20 protein-coding genes are annotated in these 19,451 nt (G+C 72.2%); 9 read left to right on the forward strand and 11 right to left on the reverse strand.

Features of this window, described 5'->3' with window-relative positions:
• Positions 1 to 63 precede the first annotated feature (63 nt).
• The 4 genes from ACIBLC_RS13710 to ACIBLC_RS13725 form a co-directional block, all read right to left on the reverse strand.
• On the reverse strand, positions 64 to 2,085 hold the full coding sequence (locus ACIBLC_RS13710) for a TerD family protein (RefSeq protein ID WP_399211412.1): 2,022 nt from the start codon (positions 2,083 to 2,085) through the stop codon (positions 64 to 66).
• A gap of 279 nt (positions 2,086 to 2,364) precedes the next feature.
• Positions 2,365 to 3,138 carry a TIGR03943 family putative permease subunit gene (locus tag ACIBLC_RS13715; protein WP_399211083.1) on the reverse strand — a complete coding sequence of 258 codons (774 nt, stop codon included), beginning with the start codon at positions 3,136 to 3,138 and terminating at the stop codon, positions 2,365 to 2,367.
• Positions 3,135 to 4,160, reverse strand: coding sequence for a permease (locus tag ACIBLC_RS13720; RefSeq protein WP_399211084.1), 1,026 nt, complete (start codon positions 4,158 to 4,160; stop codon positions 3,135 to 3,137). The genes ACIBLC_RS13715 and ACIBLC_RS13720 overlap by 4 nt, the downstream gene beginning before the upstream one ends.
• 278 nt (positions 4,161 to 4,438) lie before the next feature.
• The gene (locus ACIBLC_RS13725) at positions 4,439 to 5,782 is read right to left on the reverse strand and encodes a helix-turn-helix domain-containing protein (protein ID WP_399211085.1); all 1,344 of its coding nucleotides are present in this window, start codon (positions 5,780 to 5,782) and stop codon (positions 4,439 to 4,441) included.
• Positions 5,783 to 5,935: 153 nt separating this feature from the next.
• Here ACIBLC_RS13725 and ACIBLC_RS13730 point away from each other — a divergent pair, with 153 nt between their 5' ends.
• Positions 5,936 to 6,082: a hypothetical protein gene (locus ACIBLC_RS13730; protein WP_399211086.1), complete on the forward strand. Its 147-nt coding sequence runs from the start codon at positions 5,936 to 5,938 to the stop codon at positions 6,080 to 6,082.
• Positions 6,083 to 6,087: 5 nt separating this feature from the next.
• On the opposite strand, the gene ACIBLC_RS13735 is transcribed toward ACIBLC_RS13730, so the two are convergent.
• Positions 6,088 to 6,363 (reverse strand): DUF397 domain-containing protein, encoded by a 276-nt coding sequence (locus ACIBLC_RS13735; protein WP_399211087.1) that lies wholly within the window; start codon positions 6,361 to 6,363, stop codon positions 6,088 to 6,090.
• Positions 6,323 to 7,171: a helix-turn-helix domain-containing protein gene (locus ACIBLC_RS13740; protein ID WP_399211088.1), complete on the reverse strand. Its 849-nt coding sequence runs from the start codon at positions 7,169 to 7,171 to the stop codon at positions 6,323 to 6,325. Before ACIBLC_RS13740 ends, ACIBLC_RS13735 begins: the two co-directional genes overlap by 41 nt.
• An 83-nt stretch (positions 7,172 to 7,254) precedes the next feature.
• Between ACIBLC_RS13740 and ACIBLC_RS13745 the strand changes: the two genes are divergently transcribed.
• Complete coding sequence (locus ACIBLC_RS13745) at positions 7,255 to 7,701, forward strand: ATP-binding protein (RefSeq protein WP_399211089.1); 447 nt, start codon at positions 7,255 to 7,257, stop codon at positions 7,699 to 7,701.
• 58 nt (positions 7,702 to 7,759) lie between these two features.
• Complete coding sequence (locus ACIBLC_RS13750; RefSeq protein ID WP_399211090.1) at positions 7,760 to 8,080, forward strand: DUF6401 family natural product biosynthesis protein; 321 nt, start codon at positions 7,760 to 7,762, stop codon at positions 8,078 to 8,080.
• 7 nt (positions 8,081 to 8,087) lie between these two features.
• Here ACIBLC_RS13750 and ACIBLC_RS13755 read toward each other — a convergent pair whose 3' ends face one another.
• Positions 8,088 to 8,864, reverse strand: a complete 777-nt coding sequence (locus ACIBLC_RS13755; RefSeq protein ID WP_399211091.1) for a hypothetical protein — start codon at positions 8,862 to 8,864, stop codon at positions 8,088 to 8,090.
• Positions 8,865 to 8,985: 121 nt separating this feature from the next.
• Here ACIBLC_RS13755 and ACIBLC_RS13760 point away from each other — a divergent pair, with 121 nt between their 5' ends.
• On the forward strand, positions 8,986 to 10,221 hold the full coding sequence (locus ACIBLC_RS13760) for an amidohydrolase (RefSeq protein ID WP_399211093.1): 1,236 nt from the start codon (positions 8,986 to 8,988) through the stop codon (positions 10,219 to 10,221).
• Between the two features lie 10 nt (positions 10,222 to 10,231).
• Here ACIBLC_RS13760 and ACIBLC_RS13765 read toward each other — a convergent pair whose 3' ends face one another.
• The 3 genes from ACIBLC_RS13765 to ACIBLC_RS13775 all read right to left on the reverse strand — a co-directional run bounded on the left by ACIBLC_RS13765 (position 10,232) and on the right by ACIBLC_RS13775 (position 13,518).
• Positions 10,232 to 11,443, reverse strand: coding sequence for a hypothetical protein (locus ACIBLC_RS13765; RefSeq protein WP_399211094.1), 1,212 nt, complete (start codon positions 11,441 to 11,443; stop codon positions 10,232 to 10,234).
• Positions 11,444 to 11,560: 117 nt separating this feature from the next.
• Positions 11,561 to 12,850, reverse strand: coding sequence for a PP2C family protein-serine/threonine phosphatase (locus tag ACIBLC_RS13770; RefSeq protein ID WP_399211095.1), 1,290 nt, complete (start codon positions 12,848 to 12,850; stop codon positions 11,561 to 11,563).
• A 29-nt stretch (positions 12,851 to 12,879) separates the two neighbouring features.
• A complete protein-coding gene (locus ACIBLC_RS13775) occupies positions 12,880 to 13,518 on the reverse strand; it encodes an NAD(P)-dependent oxidoreductase (RefSeq protein ID WP_399211096.1) in 639 nt (212 codons plus the stop codon).
• A 103-nt stretch (positions 13,519 to 13,621) separates the two neighbouring features.
• Between ACIBLC_RS13775 and ACIBLC_RS13780 the strand changes: the two genes are divergently transcribed.
• Positions 13,622 to 14,083, forward strand: a complete 462-nt coding sequence (locus ACIBLC_RS13780) for a hypothetical protein (RefSeq protein ID WP_399211097.1) — start codon at positions 13,622 to 13,624, stop codon at positions 14,081 to 14,083.
• Positions 14,084 to 14,146: 63 nt separating this feature from the next.
• Here the strand turns inward: ACIBLC_RS13780 and ACIBLC_RS13785 are convergent, their stop codons facing one another.
• Positions 14,147 to 14,716 (reverse strand): SH3 domain-containing protein, encoded by a 570-nt coding sequence (locus ACIBLC_RS13785; protein ID WP_399211098.1) that lies wholly within the window; start codon positions 14,714 to 14,716, stop codon positions 14,147 to 14,149.
• Positions 14,717 to 14,900: 184 nt separating this feature from the next.
• Between ACIBLC_RS13785 and ACIBLC_RS13790 the strand changes: the two genes are divergently transcribed.
• The 4 genes from ACIBLC_RS13790 to ACIBLC_RS13805 all read left to right on the forward strand — a co-directional run bounded on the left by ACIBLC_RS13790 (position 14,901) and on the right by ACIBLC_RS13805 (position 19,385).
• Positions 14,901 to 15,851, forward strand: coding sequence for a hypothetical protein (locus ACIBLC_RS13790; protein ID WP_399211099.1), 951 nt, complete (start codon positions 14,901 to 14,903; stop codon positions 15,849 to 15,851).
• Positions 15,848 to 16,288: a hypothetical protein gene (locus ACIBLC_RS13795; protein ID WP_399211100.1), complete on the forward strand. Its 441-nt coding sequence runs from the start codon at positions 15,848 to 15,850 to the stop codon at positions 16,286 to 16,288. The genes ACIBLC_RS13790 and ACIBLC_RS13795 overlap by 4 nt, the downstream gene beginning before the upstream one ends.
• A 124-nt stretch (positions 16,289 to 16,412) precedes the next feature.
• A complete protein-coding gene (locus tag ACIBLC_RS13800; protein ID WP_399211101.1) occupies positions 16,413 to 17,420 on the forward strand; it encodes an endonuclease/exonuclease/phosphatase family protein in 1,008 nt (335 codons plus the stop codon).
• A 27-nt stretch (positions 17,421 to 17,447) separates the two neighbouring features.
• Positions 17,448 to 19,385: an FUSC family protein gene (locus tag ACIBLC_RS13805; protein WP_399211102.1), complete on the forward strand. Its 1,938-nt coding sequence runs from the start codon at positions 17,448 to 17,450 to the stop codon at positions 19,383 to 19,385.
• Positions 19,386 to 19,451 lie beyond the last annotated feature (66 nt).

Consider the following 19,451-nt stretch of genomic DNA (forward strand, 5'->3'; position numbering starts at 1 on the left):
CACCCGCGGTGACTGGTCCGTCCCCCGTCTCCCGTCCCCCGTCCACCTCCACCCCCGTCCACCTCACCCCGCTGAAGCCGCCTCCACAGCCTGCGGAGCTCGCGGTGCGCGGCGGTGCAGGTGGACGACTACGTTCGTGTGAAAACGGTCGACGGATTCATCGACGCTGCGAATGAAGCCGGTCTCCGCGTTGCCCCGGGTGTTGCCCATGCCCCGGAAGAGGGAGAGCCGGAAACCGGAGATCTGAGCGCCGTTCCTGGGCAGGATGTCCGCCGGTTCGGGGCGCAGTCGCTCCAGGGTGCCCCGGGGCCCGGCCATCCGGCCCTCCACGAGGGTTTCCACATGCAGGTCGGCCGGGGCCTCGTCCAACTGGCGGACGAGGCGCTTGGCCCACGTGAGCGGGTATCCCTGCTCGGGCGCCGCGATCTCGATGGACGTACGCAGCTTGCCCGTTCGCAGGTCGGCGCAGAGGGCGAGGATGCCGGACGTCCCCTCGATACGCAGTTCGGCGTCCAGCTTCCCCTCCAGGCAGAGCTGGTCGGCCATGGCCGCCCGGCGGGCCCGGGGATCGGTGCCGCGCCCGGCCCGCTGGACGGGAAGCACCTTCTGGCCCAGTTCGCCGCCCAGCCGCAGACAGACCTGGCGGACGAGCCGCTCCCAGCTCTCGACGACGACCACGGCCCGCGGGTCGCCCTGGCACAGGGTCTCGTCGTCGATCCCCTTGCGCACGGGCACCCAGGCCGGACCCATGTTCTGGAAGCCGTGGCAGCCGGAGTTCTCGTGCTGGAGGTAGTGCAGGAGTTCCTGGAGCAGCCACGCGTGGGCGGCGTTGGCGAGGCCCTCGTGGCGGATCAGCATCTGGGCCTGATGGGTCACTTCGGCCCATGACAGATGCCAGAGCGCGATCTTGTTCTTCCGGCGTCCGTCCATCTTGACGTCGACGAGCGGAGTGCCGTCCAGCTCCACGTCGTTGGACAGCGTGATCACGGCCTCGTAGCCCCGCCGGGCGGCGATGTCGGCGTACGCCTGCACCTGGTCCGGCTTGAGGGAGTTCCCGTTCGTCTTCGTCTCCACGAGCGCGGTCCACAGCTTGCCGGCCCGCTCGACGCGGATCACGCCGTCCGGCCGCCGCGGAGAGTCCCCGTTCGGCAGGGAGACCTCCGTGAACATCTCCATCCGCCCGGCCGGCGCCCCGAAGGCCGCCGTGAGCCGGCGTCCGAACTCGGGCACCTGCGCCATCACCGAGAGCAGCACCGACGTCGCCCGGGTCTCGCGCTCCCGGTCGCTCTTGAGGGCGGAGGCCGGGAAGAGCCGGGCCGTCCGCCAGGCATCGTTCTCGGCGAGGGACTTCTTGGCCACCTTGGGCAGGGTGACCTTCTTCTTGGCGGTACGGGGACGTGCGGCCACCTTCACGGCGACCACCACCTCCACGGGCTCGCTCACGGCCTGCGCCGGAACGGTGACCACCACGGCCGGCACCGGGGTCTGGGCGGCCGTCACCTCGGTCACCGCCTCGGCGTCCTGCGGTTCCGTGTCCTCCGGCTCCGCCTCGTCGTCGATGTCGACGCCGAAGTCGGTGGCCAGACCGGCGAGACCCGACTCGTAACCCTGTCCGATGGCGCGGAACTTCCAGTCCCCGCCCCGCCGGTAGAACTCGCCGAAGAGCAGTGCGCTCACCGCTCCCGCGTCCCCGATGGAGAACCGCAGCAGGTCCTCCCCGGCACCGTCGGCGAGTGTCAGACGCAGGTCGTGCAGGTCCCCGAATCTCGCGCCCTCGTAGCGGCTCGCCGCCACGACGATCCGTTCGACCTCCGGCGGGATCGCCGTCAGGTCGAAGGTGATGCGGTCCTCGTTGCCGTCCGCCGTGGGTGACTTGCCCAGGAGCTGCACACAACCGTCGGGCGCGACGGGGTTGTTGTAGAAGAAGAAGTCCGTGTCGGCGCGTACTTTCCCGTCGGCGGTCAGCAGCAGGACGGAGACGTCCGCGTCGCCCTCCCCCGTCGGGCTGCTCCAGCTGAGACTCACCATCACCGAGCCGGTGTCCTCACTCAAGGAACCCAGTCCGACGTTGCCGCCCTTGACCATCTCGTGCATGAGGCCCCCCAGATGCACAGCAGCCCGGGAGCGAGCCCGGACGGCCATTTTCGAAACAATGTGTGACGCGCCTCACACTCGGCGCATCCTCGTCACCTTAGCGCCGACTCGACTGATTGGCGGCGATTCGTCACCTCTGCCGCCCCACCCCGGACGGCCCACACCACTCGGGCTGTACCGCCACCATCGCGGGGAGCGGCCCGTCACCCCGTGATCCCCCACGACGGCGTCGGGTCGGACGGCGACCCGGCGTCGCCGTCGGGGGCGGGGTCAGCGGCGCTCGTACGGGTTCGCCGGCTCCGTCACCTTCTTCACCGACTTCGAGTCCAGTACGGGCGGCCACGCCTCGTCGGAGCCGAGCTCGCCCTTGGGGTGCCAGGTGCCGGTGACGGTGACCCAGGTGTCGTTCGCGGGGGCGTCGGCGCCCCTGATCTCGATCTTGTACGTGCTCGCGTCGGCCGCGCAGCAGGTGATGAGGAGCCGGGCCAGGTACCAGGTGCCGTCGTCGCCCCGGGTGACGAAGCCGGTCATGCGGACCGTCCGGCCCGTCAGCGACCTGTCGCTGTCGTAGATCGCCCGCGAGGTGTACTCGCCCAGGGTCAGGGCCACCGGATCCCCGGAGGGCAGCGCCGGGAACGTCCCGACACCCTGCGCCGCGCGCTGTTCGGCCTCACGGTCGGCGCTGTACGAGCCGAGCGCGGGCGGCGGGAAGAGGAGGAGCGCGGCGGCGGGGACGGCGAGGAGCCAGGCGATGCGCGGAGTGCGGTGGTGATCGTGGCCGTGGTCCTGGTCGACCTCGTCGTCGAACTCCTCGTCGACGTCGGCCGCCTCCTCGTCACCGTCCAACCGCTCGTCGTCGTCCGGCGTTCGCGTCGCGTGTACGGCGCTCAGCGCGCCCAGCGCCAGCAGGAGCACCCCGGACGCGATCAGGTAGACCTTCAGCCCCGCCTGCACGTACCGCAGATACAGGTCGCTGAAGACGGTGATCCTCAGGACGGCCGCGCCGCTGAACAGCAGCAGCGCCGCGGGCCCGAAACGCCTCACAGCAGCCACCACCCGACCAGGACACTGCTCACGAGGGCCACCACCCAGGTCACGGAGGAGAAGCGGACGGCGAAGGACTTTCCGAAGGTGCCCGCCTGGAGGGCGATCAGTTTCAGGTCGACCATCGGGCCGACCACCATGAAGGCGAGCCGCGCGGTCGGCGAGAAGCCCGTCAGGGAGGCGGCCACGAAGGCGTCGGCCTCGCTGCACACGCACAGCACGACGGCCAGTACGGCGAGCAGCAGGACGGAGAGCCACGGGGAGCCGGTGAAGAGGTCCAGGACGGACCTCGGGACCGCGATGTTGAAGGTCGCGGCGGCCGCCGCGCCGAGCACGAGGAACCCGCCCGCGTGCAGGAAGTCGTGCTGGAGCCCGGCGCGGAAGCCGTCCCAGCGGGAGCCGTTCGCCTTCGTACGGGCCGGTTTCGGCAGGCGGATCCACTCCTCGCGTCCGAAGCGGACCCACAGCCAGCCCATCACGACGGCCGTCGCGAGGGAGGCGAGCAGCCGGGCGAGGACCATCATCGGACTGGCCGGGAAGGCGATCGAGGTGGCGACCATGACGACCGGGTTGATCGCGGGCGCGGACAGCAGGAACGCGAGCGCGGCGGCCGGGGTGACCCCGCGCCGCATCAGGCTCCCCGCGACGGGGACCGAGGCGCACTCGCAGCCCGGCAGCACGACACCGGCAGCTCCGGCCACGGGTACGGCGAGGGCCGGATTACCGGGGAGCAGCTTGCTGAACACCCGCTCGGGGACGAAGGCGCCGATCGACGCCGACACGAGCGTGCCGAGCAGCAGGAAGGGGATCGCCTGGACGACGACCGCCGTGAAGACCGTCCACCACGCCGACATCGCGGGGGTGGCGAGGTCCAGGACGACCATCGGGCCCAGCACCGAGACGACGGTGCCGATCGCCAGCAGCGCGAGGCCGCCGACGACCAGGTAGAAGAGGGCGCGTGCCCCGAGCCGGACCCCGTCGCCCAGCCCGCGCCGGCGCGCCGAACAGTGCTGGTCCTCCACGCGCCTGGTCCCGCCTTGCCCTTGGATGTGCTGATCGCCCGCCTCCGACAGGCTAACCGGGGACGCTGTGCGGGGGCTGGGGGTGGTTTTTTCGCCCCCTCCGCCCCTACCCGTCCCTTGTTCCTGGGGCTCCGCCCCAGACCCCGCTCCTCAAACGCCGGAGGGGCTAATTTTTAGCCCGTCCGGCGATTGAGGACGAGCGCGTCAGCGCGAAGCGGGGGTCTGGGGGCGGCAGCCCTCAGGAACGGGACGGGAAGGGGTGGAGGGGGCGAGAGAACTCAGAGCGGGGGCTGGGCCGGGGCCGGGCCCAGGGTGGTGGTGCCGGGGGCGGTGCGGTGGCCGAGACCGGTGCGGTAGGCGTCGAGAGCCGCCTCCACCCGGCCGGTGCGGCGGAAGAGGTCACCGAGGAGCCGGCAGAGGTCCGCGAGGTCGCCCGCGGCCCCGGCACGCTCCAGAAGGCTGAGAGCGCGGACGTAGTGCTCCTCGGCCGACTCCGTGTCGCGCACGTCCTCCGCGATGATGCCGAGAAGACGGTGCGCACCCGCCGAGTGGACGGCGCCACGCTCGGAGCTGAGGTCGCCGAGCACCTCGTGGAGCAGCGTGGCGGCCTCCTCGGACTTGCCGCGCCGGTGCAGTACGTCCGCCAGCTCCACGGCGACCTGGCTGGTGTAGAGGGCGGCGCGCTTGGCGGAGAGCATCGTGCGGGCTTCCCGCAACTCGCTCTCGGCCCGCTCCAGTTCACCGTTCTGGACGAACAGGTAGCCGCGCATCCAGTGGCAGTTGGCCAGTTCCGTACGGATCTGGAGCTGGCGGTACAGCTCCGCGGCCTTGGCCAGTGAGGCGTCCGCCTCCGCCATCCGGCCCTCGGCGATCATCGTCCGGGCGACCGACCGGTGCATCCGGGCCACCAGCGCCGGGTCACCCACCTGCGGTGCCAGCGCGAGCGCGAGCTCGGCGGCCTGGGCGGCCCTGGCGTGCGCGCCCATGTCCATGTAGGGCGCGATGACGCCGGCGTAGAGGAGCAGGAGGGCGTCCGGATCGTGCAGCCCGGTGCGGTTCAGCTCGTCGATGGTGGACTCGAACAGGTAGCAGGAGTAACGGAGTTCACCGGCGAGGTAGTGGGACACCGCACGGCCGCGCAGTGCGGGCACGCGGTTCGGCAGCGGGGCGTCCCCCAACCGGCCCTCGGACTCCTCGAACCGCTTCCGCGCCGTCTCCAGGTCCCCTGTCTCCAGGGCGCATTCGCCGAGCCCCAGCAGCGCGGCGGCCTGCTCCGCGACCAGCCCGTGCGCTTCCGCCTCCGCGAGGAGACCGTTGTACTGCTCCGCCGCGACCTCCGCCTCGCCGGTGGCGAGGGTGCGCTGGGCGTCGGTGAGGCGCAGTCGCAGGCCGGTGGCGAGGTGGGCGGGGCGGCCGGTGACCAGCTCCTCGTACGCCACCCCGAGGCGCTCGGCGATGTGCCTGAGCGCCGACTCGGAGGCCCGCACGCGGCCGGCCTCCAGGGTGGAGACGTAGGCCGGTGTGTAGACCGGCTCCGCCAGTTGCTTCTGCGTCAACCCGCGTTCCGTACGCAGCTGTTGAACCCTGCGCCCGATGATCTCCGGGTCGTCGCGCTCCGCCATGGCTTAAGCATGCCAGTAACCGGACTTACATTCGGTCAACTGCTGACTATTATTCCAACTCCCCTTGCTTCCCTTGCCCTTTGACACTCCCAACCCCTACGTTAAGCGCCAGATTAAGCCCGCTTAATACGCCGCTGTCGTTGCGAGGTCGCCATGCTCCGACGTATTTCCACCCGCTACACCAGAGGGTTCGGCGCGGCTGTCATCGCCGTGGCGGCGCTCGTGCTTGCGGCGCAGGCGGGGCCCGCGCGGGCGGCGGACCCCACACCGGGGGCCGGTGTCATCTCCGCGCGGCCGTAACGCCCTCAGAGAACACCGGAAGCGGCGGCCGCGGCGAACGCCGCGAACGTTTCCGGGGCGACCTTGAAGGCCCCCGACTCCGGTGCCTTGGAGTCGCGCAGCGCTATGTGGGGGGTCAGGTCGGCGACCTCGACACACTCGCCGCCGCTGCTGCCGCTGTACGAGGACTTGCGCCAGTCGGCGGTTCCGAGGGGGGCGCACTCGACGCAGTCGCCGCCGCTGGATCCGCTGTACGACGACTTACGCCACTGAGCGCGCGTCAGGTCCTGGCTGGTGCCCATAGCGTTCCTCCATCACACGGCCGATCAGTGCCGCCGACTCCCTCGGGGAGAGGGCCTCGGCCTGCAATCGAGCGTATCCGACAGAACGCCCCCTGATCACTTGCGGGTTGGCGGTCATGTGACCCGAGTCGTAGCTCTCGCTGTAGTGGATGTCCGGGTCGTCGTCGAAGCGCAGGAGTGTGAACGAGCCCATCATTCCGGCGTGCTCGCCCACCGAGAACGGGAGTACCTGGAGCTCCATCCACGGCTGCCCGAAGAGACCCAACAGGTGGGCTAGTTGCTCTCGCATCACTTCCCGGCCCCCGATCTCCCGGTATAGGACGGCCTCGTCCAGCACCGTCCACACCACCGGCGGGCGCTCCCGCGTCAGGATGCGCTGGCGCTCCATCCGGGCGGCCACCATGTCGTCGAGCTTGCCCTCCTGCTCGACGCCGAGTACCGCCCGTGCGTACGCCTCCGCCTGGAGGAGCCCGTAGACCAGTTGGCACTGATAGGTGGAGATGTACTCGGCCCGCGCCTCCATCTCCGCATACTGCTGAAACCAGTGCGGGAGTTGACTCCGCAGCACCAAGCCCAGCAGCCGCGACAACGCCCCCTCCGTTCCCAGCGCCGCGTCCACCCGCTCGGCGAACTCCCTCGTCGGAACCTTCTTCGCCGTCTCGATCTGTCCGATCAGGGAGCCCGTGCAGAAGACGATCGAACCCAACTGCTTCTGGTTGAGGTCGGCACCCTCTCTGAGGCGGCGGAGCTCGGAGCCGAAGTAGTCCAGTGGGCTCGCGCTGGGATCGAGGTCGCGGATGTTCACCACGGCGTGGCACCCCCAAGTCGACGTGTCAGGTCGTTGATTCCTGGTCGTAGCCGAGCGTAACCACTCCACTCCACGCTGGTGACATGAATCACGCAACTGACCTGCCCGACAGCGTCATCGACGCCAGGTACGGCATCAACTTCACCGTCGGTGACCACTCCGCCCGGCACCTCCGGCGGATCCTGCGGGCGTACCTCATCGCCTGGGAGATGCCGGAGCTGACCGACGCGGCGGCGCTCGCGCTGACGGAGCTGCTCGCGAACGTCGTACGGCACGTACCGGGGCGACGGGCGGCGTTGCTGATGCTGCGGCGGGTGAACGGCGTACGGGTGGAGGTGACCGACACGTGTCCCCGGCCACCGTTGTCCACAGCTGTGGACGAGCTCGGGGAGGCCGGCCGGGGGCTGGTGATCGTGGCGGGCGTCACCGACCGGTGGGGATGGCATCCGCTGCCGGGGCGGGGAAAGACCGTGTGGTTCGAGTGCCACACCGGCGAACGGGACACCGGCGCCGTCCCGGGCGCGATGTGACGGAAACCATGACAAAGGCCTCTCCCGCACACATGCGCGGCGCACCTACCTTGGAGGGATGTCAGCCCTGGTCGAGATCAGCCGCGCGTACGCGCCCCGTTTCGCGGAGTTCGCGTTCGAGCCCGCCTTCACGGCGGCGGTGGACCAGCATGTTGCGGAACTGCGGGACCGGCTGGAAGCCTCGGGCGGCGGGCTCGTCCCGGGTACGCCGGACCGGGAGAGCCTCGCCGACTACGCACTCGGGTTCCTCGACGGGCTCGCGGAGCTGGACTGGCGCGAGCCCGTCGGTCACGACTACGCGGTGTGCCGGCTGACCGCGATCACCTGGCTGGTGACGCGGCACGGGCTGCTGCCGGAACAGCGGACGGGCGAGGAGTAGCCGTCGGCTACATGTTGTCCGTCGTACCCGGCATGTCCGTCCGCTCCTGGACCGGCTGGTTGGACATCGCGTCCTGGCGGCCGGCCTGGTAGGCGGACATGCTGCCCTTGGCGTTCATCGTCTCGCGCTCGGCGGTCGTCAGCCAGCGCTCCCAGCGCTGGCGCATCGGGCCGATCATGCCGCCGCCGACACCGACGATCAGGATGCCCGCGACGGCGGCGAGGGCCGCGTACAGGACGGGCTGGGTGACCGTGGTGGCGATGCCCGCCTGGCCGAGCGCGGCGATGACGCCGAGGGCGAGGATGCAGGCCCACATGATGGTGGCGACCGTCCTGCCGTACGAGACGGAGGACAGCGCGCTGCCGACGATCCCGCGGACCGCGTTCGCGATGGCCATGGCGATGACGACGAGGACCACGGCGACGATGCCGCGCGGGATCCAGGCCACGATTCCGTTGATCATCGTGCTGACCGGGTTGGCGCCGAAGACGCCCAGCGCGAGCTGGAGGGTGATCAGCATCAGCGCGTAGAAAACGATCTTGCAGACGATGCCTGTCATGTCGTACTTGGAGTCCTGGAGCAGGCGGGTCGTGCCCGCGCGGTCCGACAGTCGCTCGGAGCCGACCTTGCGCAGGACCCGGTCCAGGACCTTCGCGATCAGCTTCGAGACGAACCAGCCGATGGCCAGGATGACCAGGAAGCCGATGAGCTGGGGGACGAACGTCGCCACCTTCGACCAGGCGTCGTTCAGCCCCTGGGTGAAGTCTACGGAGAGCGTGACCATGAGCGGTTCTTCCTTCTTCGGTGGACGGCGTCCCCCTCCCTCGTGGATAGCAGCGAACGGCCCCGCGGACCGTGGTGAACGCCGCCGTACAGGTGACAGGCAGCCGGTCTAGGCTGCGTTTATGACCTCTGCCGCAGCACGCGCCGCGCTGGACATCACCGCCGGCCTCCCGGTCCCCGCGCTGGAGGACTTCTACCGGGACCTGCACCGCCACCCGGAGCTGGCCTTCCGGGAACACCGCACGGCGGCCGGACTGGCCGGGCGGCTCACCGGGGCGGGGTTCGAGACGGCCGAGGGCATCGGCGGCACCGGAGTGGCCGGGCTGCTGCGCAACGGCGAAGGACCGACCGTGCTGCTGCGCGCCGACCTGGACGCGCTGCCGGTGACGGAGGCGACCGGGCTGCCGTACGCCTCCGAGGCGCCCGGGGTGATGCACGCCTGCGGGCACGACATGCACGTGACCTGGCTGGCCGGCGCGGCGGCGGCGCTGGCCGCCGGGCGGGACGCCTGGTCGGGGACGCTGCTCGTGGTGGGGCAGCCCGCCGAGGAGTCCGGCAGGGGCGCCGCCGCGATGGTCGCGGACGGGCTCTACGACCGCGTTCCGCGCCCCGACGTGCTGCTCGGCCAGCATGTGGCGCCGGGGCCCGCGGGCCTGTACGCGCATGTGCCGGGGCTGATCATGTCGGCGTCGACGGACGTCGACATCGTCGTGCACGGGCGGGGTGGGCACGGGTCGCGGCCGGAGACGACCGTGGACCCGGTGGTGACCGCCGCGTACATCGTGACCCGGCTGCAGACCGTCGTCAGCCGCGAGATCGCCCCGCGCGAGTCGGCCGTGCTGACCGTCGGCCGCATCGAGGCGGGCACGGCCCCGAACATCATCCCCGCCACCGCCCGTATCTCCCTCAACCTCCGTACGCAGTCGGAGGCGGTCCTGGACCGGATGCTCGCCGCCGTCCGCCGCATCGCCGAGGGCGAGTGCCTCGCCGCGGGCTGCCCGCGCGGGCCCGAGATGACGCTCGGCAACAGCTTCCCGGTGACGGTGAACGACCCGGACACCGACCACCGGGTGGCCGGTGTGCACCGCGAGGTGTTCGGCCAGGCCAGCGTCTTCGACCCCGGCCCGGCGATGGGCAGCGAGGACTTCTCCCAGCTCGCCGAGGGCGAACTTCCCTACTCCTACTGGTTCGTGACGAGCACGCCGGCCGCGGTCTGGGACGCGGCGCCGGGCGACGACCTGATGTCGAGGTTCGACGCCGTCCCCAGCAACCACAGCCCGCTCTTCGCCCCCGACCTGTCCGTGGTCGCACCGGGCGTACGGACGCTGGTGTCGGGGGCGCTGGCCTGGCTGGCCTGAACTCCGTTGCTCAGCCGGTGAGTTCGGTCGCCCAGAGGGCGTCCAGGTGCTGCCGCACATGGCTCAGCGCGCCCTCGCGGCGGCCGGGCACCCGGCGGCGCAGGTCGGCGATGGCGGAGCCGAGTTCACGGGCCCGCGCCGCGTCGCCGATGCTGCCCCACTGGTGGTGGGCGTGGTCGGCGGCCGTCTCGACGGCGGGCGCGTCCGGGCGCTGGCCCGCGTCGAGCCGGGCGGTCGCGACCGCGAGCCAGGTCCGGCAGCTGCGCACCGGGTCCCCCGCGAACATCGCCAGGTCCGCCCGGACCTCCATCCAGTGCAGCACCTGCTCGGAGCCGGGCCCGTGCGTGCGCGTCGCGTCCTGCTCCCACTGGGCGGCGAGCGCGTCGGCTTCGCCGTGCCGCTCGGACTGCACGGCCGCGGCGATGAGCGCATGGGGGTCGACGCTCTCCGGCCCGTCCGGGGGAGTCTGCGGACGAGCCCGTTCAGGCAGGTACGGGGGTCTGGGCGGGGGCGGGGAACCCTCCGGAACGGGCACGGCTGGGGCGGAGGGGGCGAGACCGCCCGCCACGGCGCCGGCTCCGGGCGCCGGCGCGGCCCGCTGCTCCAGCACCATGTCCGCGTACCCGCCCTCCCCCGCGACGCGCGCCAGCGCGTGCTCGTGGAGTTGCGGGAGCGGCGGCCGGTGGCCGCTGCGCAGGAGGGTGGCCACGGCCTTCATGTACGTCGGTGACGCCACCGTGCGGCGGGGCGGCGGCGGGGCGACGCGGCCGTACAGCTCGGCGGTCGGACCCACGGTGAGGGGGTGCGCGAGAAGGTGCTGCCAGGCCGCCGGGTCGGCGTGCAGGTCGGCCACGACGGCGGTCGTGCCGGGCGGGCGGAGCCGGAGTTCCTCGGCGATCCAGTGCCAGGGGAAGGCGGTGTAGCGGACCGTCGACGGGGTGGTGCGGGCCAGGGCGAGATGGGGCAGGTGCTGGCGGCGGTCCAGATTGAGCTGGCCGGTCAGGAACACCGTCAGCGGGCCGGGAGCCGCGGCCGCCGCACGCAGCCGGGTGAGGACGGCCTGCGGCTCCAGCGGGTCGGCCAGTTCCACCACGTTCGCGGTGTCCGCGCCGGACAGCACCTCCGGGGACACCGCCGCGAGTACGGGGAGCACGGAGGCCGCGTCCACGAGACACCCCTTGCCCACCGGCGAGGCCGCGAGGAGCAGCACGGTTCCGGGCATAGGTTCCCTCCCCATCGATCACGTACGCCAGCACCGTAACCGCTGCGCCTGCAAAGGGGCACGGCCGGAGTGCAAACGCCCGGCTATGAGGCTGCTTGTACCCGTCCGGGGCGGGAGTTACGGCTGCGGCTCCGGTGGTTGCCGGCGACGTACCGCGAAGATCGTCGTGTCGTCGGCCAGGTGGCCGCCGCAATGCCGCAGGGTCGCGTCGCGGACGAACTCGGCGAGGAGCTGCGGGTCGGCGGTGCGCGGGTCCTGGGCGACGGCCCGGGTCACCCGTTCCCTGAGCGGGAAGAACTCCCCGGCGGAGTCGCGGGCCTCGGTCACGCCGTCCGTGACGAGGAGGAGGGTCTCGCCGGGTGCGAGGGTGACATGCAGCAGCGGCGGCGGGTGGTGGGCCAACTCGCTGAGCCCGAGCAGGAGCCCGTCCCCGGGCGGCAGTGACCGTACGCCGTCGGGCGAGATCACCAGCGGGGGTTCGTGCCCGAAGTTGACGACCTCGACGGTGTAGGGGGCGGGCGGCGGAATCGGCGGGTCGGCGGGATCGGGCGGGCGCGGATGGCCACCCCACAGAGCCGGGCCGTCCCCACCGGCCGGGCCGTCCCCACCGGGCGGGCCGCCGGCCGGGCTCTTGGGGAAGGCGACCAGGATCGCCGTCGCGAAGCGGTCGTCGTCGTCGTAGCCCAGCGAGGCGCAGTAGTTGACGTGCCGGAGCATGCGGATCTCCAGGCGGTCGGCGACGGTGCGCAGCAGCGGCTCGTGGTACGCCGCCTCGCGGAACGTGCCGAGGAGGGCCGCCGCCGACTCCACGGCCGCGAGGCCCTTGCCCTGGACGTCGCCGAGGAGCACGCGGGTGCCGTGCAGGCCCGGTTGGATGTCGTAGAAGTCGCCGCCGACGCGGGCCTCGCTGTCGGCGGCGAGGTACACGGCGGCGTGGTCCAGGCCGCCCCAGCCCGGTGCCAGCGGACGCAGCAGGGTGCGCCGGGTGGTCTCGGCGACGTCCCGCATGTGCAGCATGCGCTGCTCGCCGCGGACCCGGACCGCGCAGGCCAGCGTCGCGAGGATGCCGCCGACGGCGACGAGGATGAAGTCGGGCAGCCCGGTCTGGTACTGGTGCGGCCAGGACGTGTCGACGGCGAAGTACGTGATCAGCGAGAGCGCCGCGAACGCGCCCGTGCCCCACACCCCGCAGATCGCCGCCGCGATACCCGGCACCAGCACGATCCAGGAGATGATCCGGAACTCGCCGGAGGTGTTCGCGTCGAGCAGGGTGATGCCGAGGAGCAGGAGCAGCGGCGGCAGCCAGGCGACGCTGCGGCCGCGCAGCCGCAGGACCCGCTGCCGCTGGACAGCGTCCGCCCGCCCGGCGGGAGGCAGTTGCTCGATGGCGGACCGCCGGCCGCGCACCTCGCCGTACCGCCTCTTCCCCGTGCCCGTCAGTACGCGACCGACATCCGGGCCCGCGGATGAGCGTTCTTCTCCAGCTCGTCGACGAAGGCGACCGCGTAGTCCTCGGCACTGATCCGGCTGTCGCCGTGCTCGTCGGTGAGCAACTGGTCGCCGCCGATACGGAACCGTCCGGTGCGGCGGCCGGGGGCGATCTCGGAGGCGGGCGAGACGTAGGTCCAGTCGAGGCCGTCGTCGAGGGTGCGGAGGTAGGTGAGGACGTCCTGCTGGGCGAGGGCCTCGGGGAGGTAGGCCTCGGGGAAGCCGGGCTGGTCCGCCTGCGCCCGGCCGGGCGCGATCTCCAGGCTGCCAGCTCCTCCGACGACCAGCAGGCGCCGTACACCCGCCGCCCTGGCACCCTCCGCCAGCGACTGGTTCAGTACGAGGAAGGGGGCCCGGGGGTCCGTGCCGTCGCGGGGCGGCGCGCACGCCGAGGCCACCGCGTCCGCGCCCGCCGCCAGCTCGGCGACCGTCGCCGGGTCCGAGACGTCCGCCGCCGTCGCGGTGACGCCGGGGACCGGGGACTGCCCGGACCGGCTCACGGCCGTGACCTGGTGTCCGCGCGCCGACGCCTCCGTGGCGATACGGCTGCCGACCATCCCGGTGGCACCGAAGAGTACGAGCTTCATGAGGCCCAGCGAAGCACGGTGCGCCGGGCACCGCATCCCGACTTGCCAGCCACCTGGGCGGGGTGTGCCCTGGAGTCAGGGGCGAGGAGAGAGGAGTGCTCCCATGGCTCAGGCAGCACCCGCGTCACCGGTGTCAGGGACACCGCGTACAACAGGACCGGACTCCGGTCTCATGGCCGACTTCGTCGGCGAGCGCGCGGCGACCGTCCTTAAATGGGCCGGGCCCGTGGCCGGCGGCCTTGTCTACGGCTTCTGGGCGGCGGCCATCAACCGACACGCGGACGCGGTCACCGGCTGGAACGTGCTGTTCGGCTTCGTCTGCGCGATCGTGTTCGCCGGTGTCTGGACCGGCGTACGCGCGATGGCGCCACTGATGAGGCGTGAACTGCACGCGCTGCTGTGGATGGCGTTCGCGGGTATCGCGTTCGGCTTCATCTACAGCCAGAGCGGCGCGAGCATCCTGCGGTGCGTGCTGATGTCGCTGGCGGTCGCGGCCGGCGTGTACGCCACGCTCTTCTACCGCTACTACACCCACGAGGACGCCGAGGGTCACCGGGTCAAATGACTCCGGCGTACCACGCGAGAGGCCCCGGCCGCGGCCGGGGCCTCCTGCGTTTCCCTCACTCACCTACCCCCTGGGACCCCAGTCCCAGGAGCTCGCGGAGGAGCCGGAGATGCTCCAACTCCATGATCCGGAGGCACTGAAGCTCCAGGCGCCGGACGAACTCGAGGCGGAGTCACCGTGGTTCCACCTGTCGTCGTTCCAGCTGTTGTCGCCGTCCTTCCAGTTGTGGTCGTCCCAGGCTCCGTCCTTCCAGCCGGGGCACGGGTCCTGACAGCTGGGCACCCACTGACCGTCGGTGTCCACGAACGCGGCGCTGGCCCAGCCCTGCGCCCCGACGAGCCAGTACCACTCCGGGTTGCCGAAGACGCTCTGTCCCTGCACCGCGCACAGGACGCGGTCCTGACTGCCCGGCGAGAGCCTGTCGACCACCGACGAGTTCGCGGTGGGCTGCTCTCGTACGTTCATGTGACCGCGGGAAACGACGGTGCCCCATACGGGACTGTCCGAGCCGTCGCCACGGCTGGTGGAGTGCGCCGGCGTGGCCGCCGCCGAGGTGCCCGCCACGGCGGCGGTGAGAACGCCGCCGGTGAACAGGCCCACGGCAAGGGTCCGCAGGGCCGGATTGGTGCGCATATCGGCCTCCTTCTCCCCAGAACCAGGTAACACCCGTTCGGGTGAGGCCTCCACCGGAGAGCGCGCGGGCCGTGCGGTTACTGGGCTGCGCGCGGGTGGCCGCGGACCCCGTACGGCTTGCCGTGTGCGCCCATTTGCAGCCACACCGCTCGCGCCCGGTGCCCCGGGGGCCTTGCCTGGTGGGGTGTCACACCGCGCCCGCGGCGCCCTGTCGGCCGCGCTGATCCTCCTCGCCTGCGTGCTCGCACCGCTCGGCGCGCTCTCGGCCTGGGCGCTGTACGGGATCGGCGACACGGCCCGTTACGAGGCCACGGTGGCGCCGCTCGCCGCCGACGCCGACGTACGGGACGCGATCGCGGCCGGGGTGACGGACGGAATCCTGCGGGAGGTTCACGTACGGCCGCGCATGCGGGAGCCGGTGAACTCCTTCGTACGGGACGCGGTGCGCTCGTTCACGCAGACGGAGGCCTACCGCACGGCGTGGGAGACGGCGAACATGGCCGCGCACGACGCCGTGATGCGGGCGCTGCGCGACGACAGCGAGGGTCCTGTGACCGTCGACCTCGCGTCGGTCACCGAGCGGGTCAAGCGCCGACTCACCGACGACCACACGCCGTTGGCGAACCGAATCCCCATCGAGCACAGCCGGATCACAGTGCTCGGGGCCGAAGAACTGGTCCGGCTCCGGAAGGGTTTCCACGTGCTCGAAGTCGCCGCCTTCTGGCTGCCGGCCGCCTCCGTCGTCCTGACCCTCGCGGGGATCCTCGTCGCGGTGTGCCGCCGCCGCGCGGTGCTCGCGACGGGGCTCGGCACCGCGCTGGGCGCCGCGCTGCTCGGCGTCGCGATCGCCGTCGGCCGCCGCCTGACCCTCTCCGACCTGCCGCCCGGCGTCTCCCACACGGCGGCGGGCGCCGTGTACGACGCCCTCACGTCCACGCTCCGCCTCGCCTGCTGGCTGCTCCTCGCCCTCGGCGTCGCCGTGGCCGCCGCCGCCCTGCTCACCGGCGCGTACACCCGGCACCGGCGGGCGGCACCCGCCGAGATTCACCCGTTCGGCCCACCCGCGCTGCGTGACCCCGTGTCCGGGGCGAACCTGTCGTTGACCTCTCAGGTCCGTCCCGAGGAGACCCCATGACCCAGCAAGCCGCAGCACCCTTCGACCCCAAGCACCGCACGGCCTCCGACGGAGGCTCGAGCTGGGCCACCGGCGGCACCGTGTTCGCCGGTGTCCTGATGATGGTCAGCGGCATCCTGAGCGTCCTCAACGGCATCGCGGGCATCGCGGCCGACGACGTCTACACGCGCCTGGGCAGCTACGTCTACGAGTTCAACCTCACCACCTGGGGCTGGATCCACCTCGTCATCGGCGTCCTGGTGGCCGTCACCGGCTGGGGCATCCTCCAGGGCAAGGGCTGGGCCCGCGGCGTCGGCATCGGCCTCGCCGCGCTCTCCATGATCGAGTACTTCATGTTCCTGCCCTACGCGCCCTTCTGGTCGATCGTCTCCATCGCCATCGCGATCTTCGTGATCTGGGCGCTGGCCACGGCCGGACACTCGTCCAGGGCCGCGTAACCTCCGCGTCCAGGCCCGCCCCCTCGCCGCACGACCGCCTTCCAGGGCAACCCCGCACCGCTCCGCCCCGTCCTTAGGGGAGAATTCCGGCACCCCTGGACAAGCGAAAGGGCGGGCCCTGGACTTGGACACCGCGACGGCGGAGCACACCGAGCAAGGCGAGCGTGCCGGGCGGCGGCGCGGGCGGACCGTGGGGGCCCGGCTCGCGGGGGCGATGCTCGCCGTCGTGAGCGTGGTCCTCGGCTGCCGGGCCGGGGACACCGACGGGATCACTCCCGTACCGCAGTTGCTGGCGTTCCTGCCGTGGCTGCTCGCCCCCACCGGGCTCGCCCTCGCACTCGCGATGCTCACCCGATGGCGCACAGGGATGGTGTGGGGCGTCGCCGTACTCGGCGGTCTCGCCTGGTACATCGAGCCGTACGGGAAGATCAGCGAACCGACCGGGACCCCCCTCGCCGGACTCCGGGTCATGACCGCCAACGTGCAGTTCGGGTGGGCGACCGACGCGCTGATCGCCGCCGTCGAACGGAAGAGGCCCGCCATCGTGTTCGTGGCGGAGTGCGAGTACACCTGCTCCCGCGCGCTGACGGACGCCTTCGGCGGGCCCGACGGGGCGCTGCCGTACCGGACGGCCGTCGAGGGCGCCGAGTCCGACGGGTCCGTGATCCTCAGCCGGTTCCCGCTCAAGGACGCCGACGGCGTGCGCGGGACGTCCATGGGCATGCCCGGCGCAGTGGCCGACGTGAACGGCCACCCCGTACGGCTCCAGCTCGCCCACCCCATGCCCCCGGTCCCCGGCCAGGTCGACGTCTGGCGGCGCGAGCTGGGCGCGCTGCGCGACTACGCGGCGGCGAGCGACGAATCCACCATCCTGGCCGGGGACTTCAACGCCTCCCAGGACCACGCCGCGTTCCGCCGCATCCTCGACACCGGCCTGCGCGACGGCTCCCGGCTCGCCGGAGCCCCCCGCACCCCGAGCTGGCCCTCCAGGACCGCCCCCACCCTCGGCACCCAGATCGACCACGTCCTGGTCTCCCCGGACTTCTCGGCGCGCAAGGCCGCCTTCCTCGGCCTCACCCGCTCCGACCACCGCGCACTCGTCGTCGATCTCACTCTCCGCCGACGCGGCTGAGCGGGGACCGCCCGCCATACTGAGGGCATGCTCCGCCAGTTCCCCATCAGCCGTCTCACCCCTCCCGACTGGCTGGTCAGGAACCTCCAACCGCAGCGGGCGCCCATCCCCTGGGCCGCCGCCGCCCGCGCCGCGATCGCGATGGCCCTGCCGCTCGCCGTCGGCCTCGCCGCCGGCCGCCCGGAGTACGGCGCCCTCGTCTCCATGGGCGCCCTGTCCGGAGTCATCGGCGACACCGCCGACGCCTACCGCATGCGGATCCTCAACATCGCCGTCCCCCAGCTCTTCGGCGCGATCGGCGTCACCATCGGCTCGGTCGCCTTCGGGCACGGCTGGGTCACCGTCGGCGCCGTCACCGCCGTGGCACTGCTGTCCGGGATGATCTCCTCGATCGGCGCGGTGGCCTCCGTGTCCGGCCTGCTGCTGCTCCTCAACTGCGTGGTGGGCGCCGGACTTCCGATGCCGGGCCAGTGGTGGCTGGCGCCCCTGCTGATCTCCGGCGGCGGACTCCTCGTACTCGCCCTGGCGCTGCTCGCCTGGCCGCTGCGGTCCGGGGTGCCCGAACGGGCCGCGGTGGCCGGCAGCTACCGGACGGTGGCGGATCTGCTGGCCGCGAGCGGAACCGCCGACTACGACGGCCTGCGCCTCACCGTCACCGAGTCCCTCAACAAGTCCTACGACCTCGTCCTCGCCCGGCGCGCCTTCCACCACGGCCGCAGCCCCGATCTGGTGCGGCTGCTGGCCCAGTTGAACGCCATGACGCCCGTCGTGGAGGCGGCCCCGGCGGCCCACCAGTACGGGAAGCCGCTGCCGGCCGAGATCCCCGCCGCCGTACGCCATCTCGCCGACGCCGTGGAGACCGGCTACAGCGGCCCGATAGGGATCAGGCTGCCGCCGCCCACGAGCGAGACCGCGCGCGCCGTCGACCACGCCCTGCGGCACGCGGCCGACGTGGTGACCGGCCAGGCCCCGGACGCGCTCAACGTCGACGACCGGCTCGGCAGGCCAGCCGCCCTGCGGGTACGTGCCGTGCGCGCCGCCCGAAACGTCCTGCTGTCCGGCGCCTCCTGGCGCTACGGCCTGCGGCTGGCCCTGTGCATCGGCATCGCGCAGACCCTCGTCTCGATCGTCCCGGTGGCCCGGTCGTACTGGGTCGCCCTCACCATCACCTTCGTGATGAAGCCCGACTTCGGGTCCGTCTTCTCCCGGGCGCTGCTGCGGGCCCTCGGCACGGTCGTGGGGCTCGTCGTCGCGGCCGGGGTGCTGGCCGTCGTACCGCTCGGCTGGTGGGACGTGCCCGTGATGGTCCTCCTCGCGCCCCTCATCCCGGCACTCACCCCGCGCGGCTACGGCTACCAGACCGCCGCCGTCACCCCGGCGATCCTGCTGGTCTCCGACATCCTCAACCACCAGGGCACCGCCCTGCTCCAGCCCCGTCTGGTCGACTCCCTCATGGGGTGCGCGATCGCCATCGTCGCCGGGTACCTGCTGTGGCCGGAGAGCTGGCACACCCGGGTCGGCGACCGGCTCTCGGAAGCGGTCGCGGACACCGCCGGATACGTGGAGTACGCCTTCGGCGACGACGCCGATCCCGCCGCCCGCGCCCGGATGCGCCGCCGCCTCTACCGCGACCTGTCCGCCATCCGCACCGAGTTCCAGCGCGCCCTGACCGAACCGCCGCCGAACGGACGGCGGGCCGCCGCGTGGCTGCCGCTCGTCGTGGCCGTCGAGCGGATCGTCGACGCGACCACGGCGGCGGGCGTCCGGGTCAGACACGGGGCCGCTCGGCCCTCACCCGCCGAGGTCTCCCAAGTCGCCCTGCAACTGCGGGAGTTGGCCGAGGGCGTGCGTGAGACGGACGTACTCGTCGAGGTCCGCACCGACCTCACCGGGCCGTCGGGGAGCGTCCTGGAACCCCTGCGGCAGGAGGTCGCGGCGGCCCGGGCGATCGCTTCACCGCACTGACGCACTTGGGGGTACGACGACGGGGGCGCCCCCGGGCAAGGGCGCCCCCGTCGTCGTCACCGCTGC

The organism is Streptomyces sp. NPDC050535 (assembly GCF_044457665.1).
GTDB lineage: Bacteria > Actinomycetota > Actinomycetes > Streptomycetales > Streptomycetaceae > Streptomyces.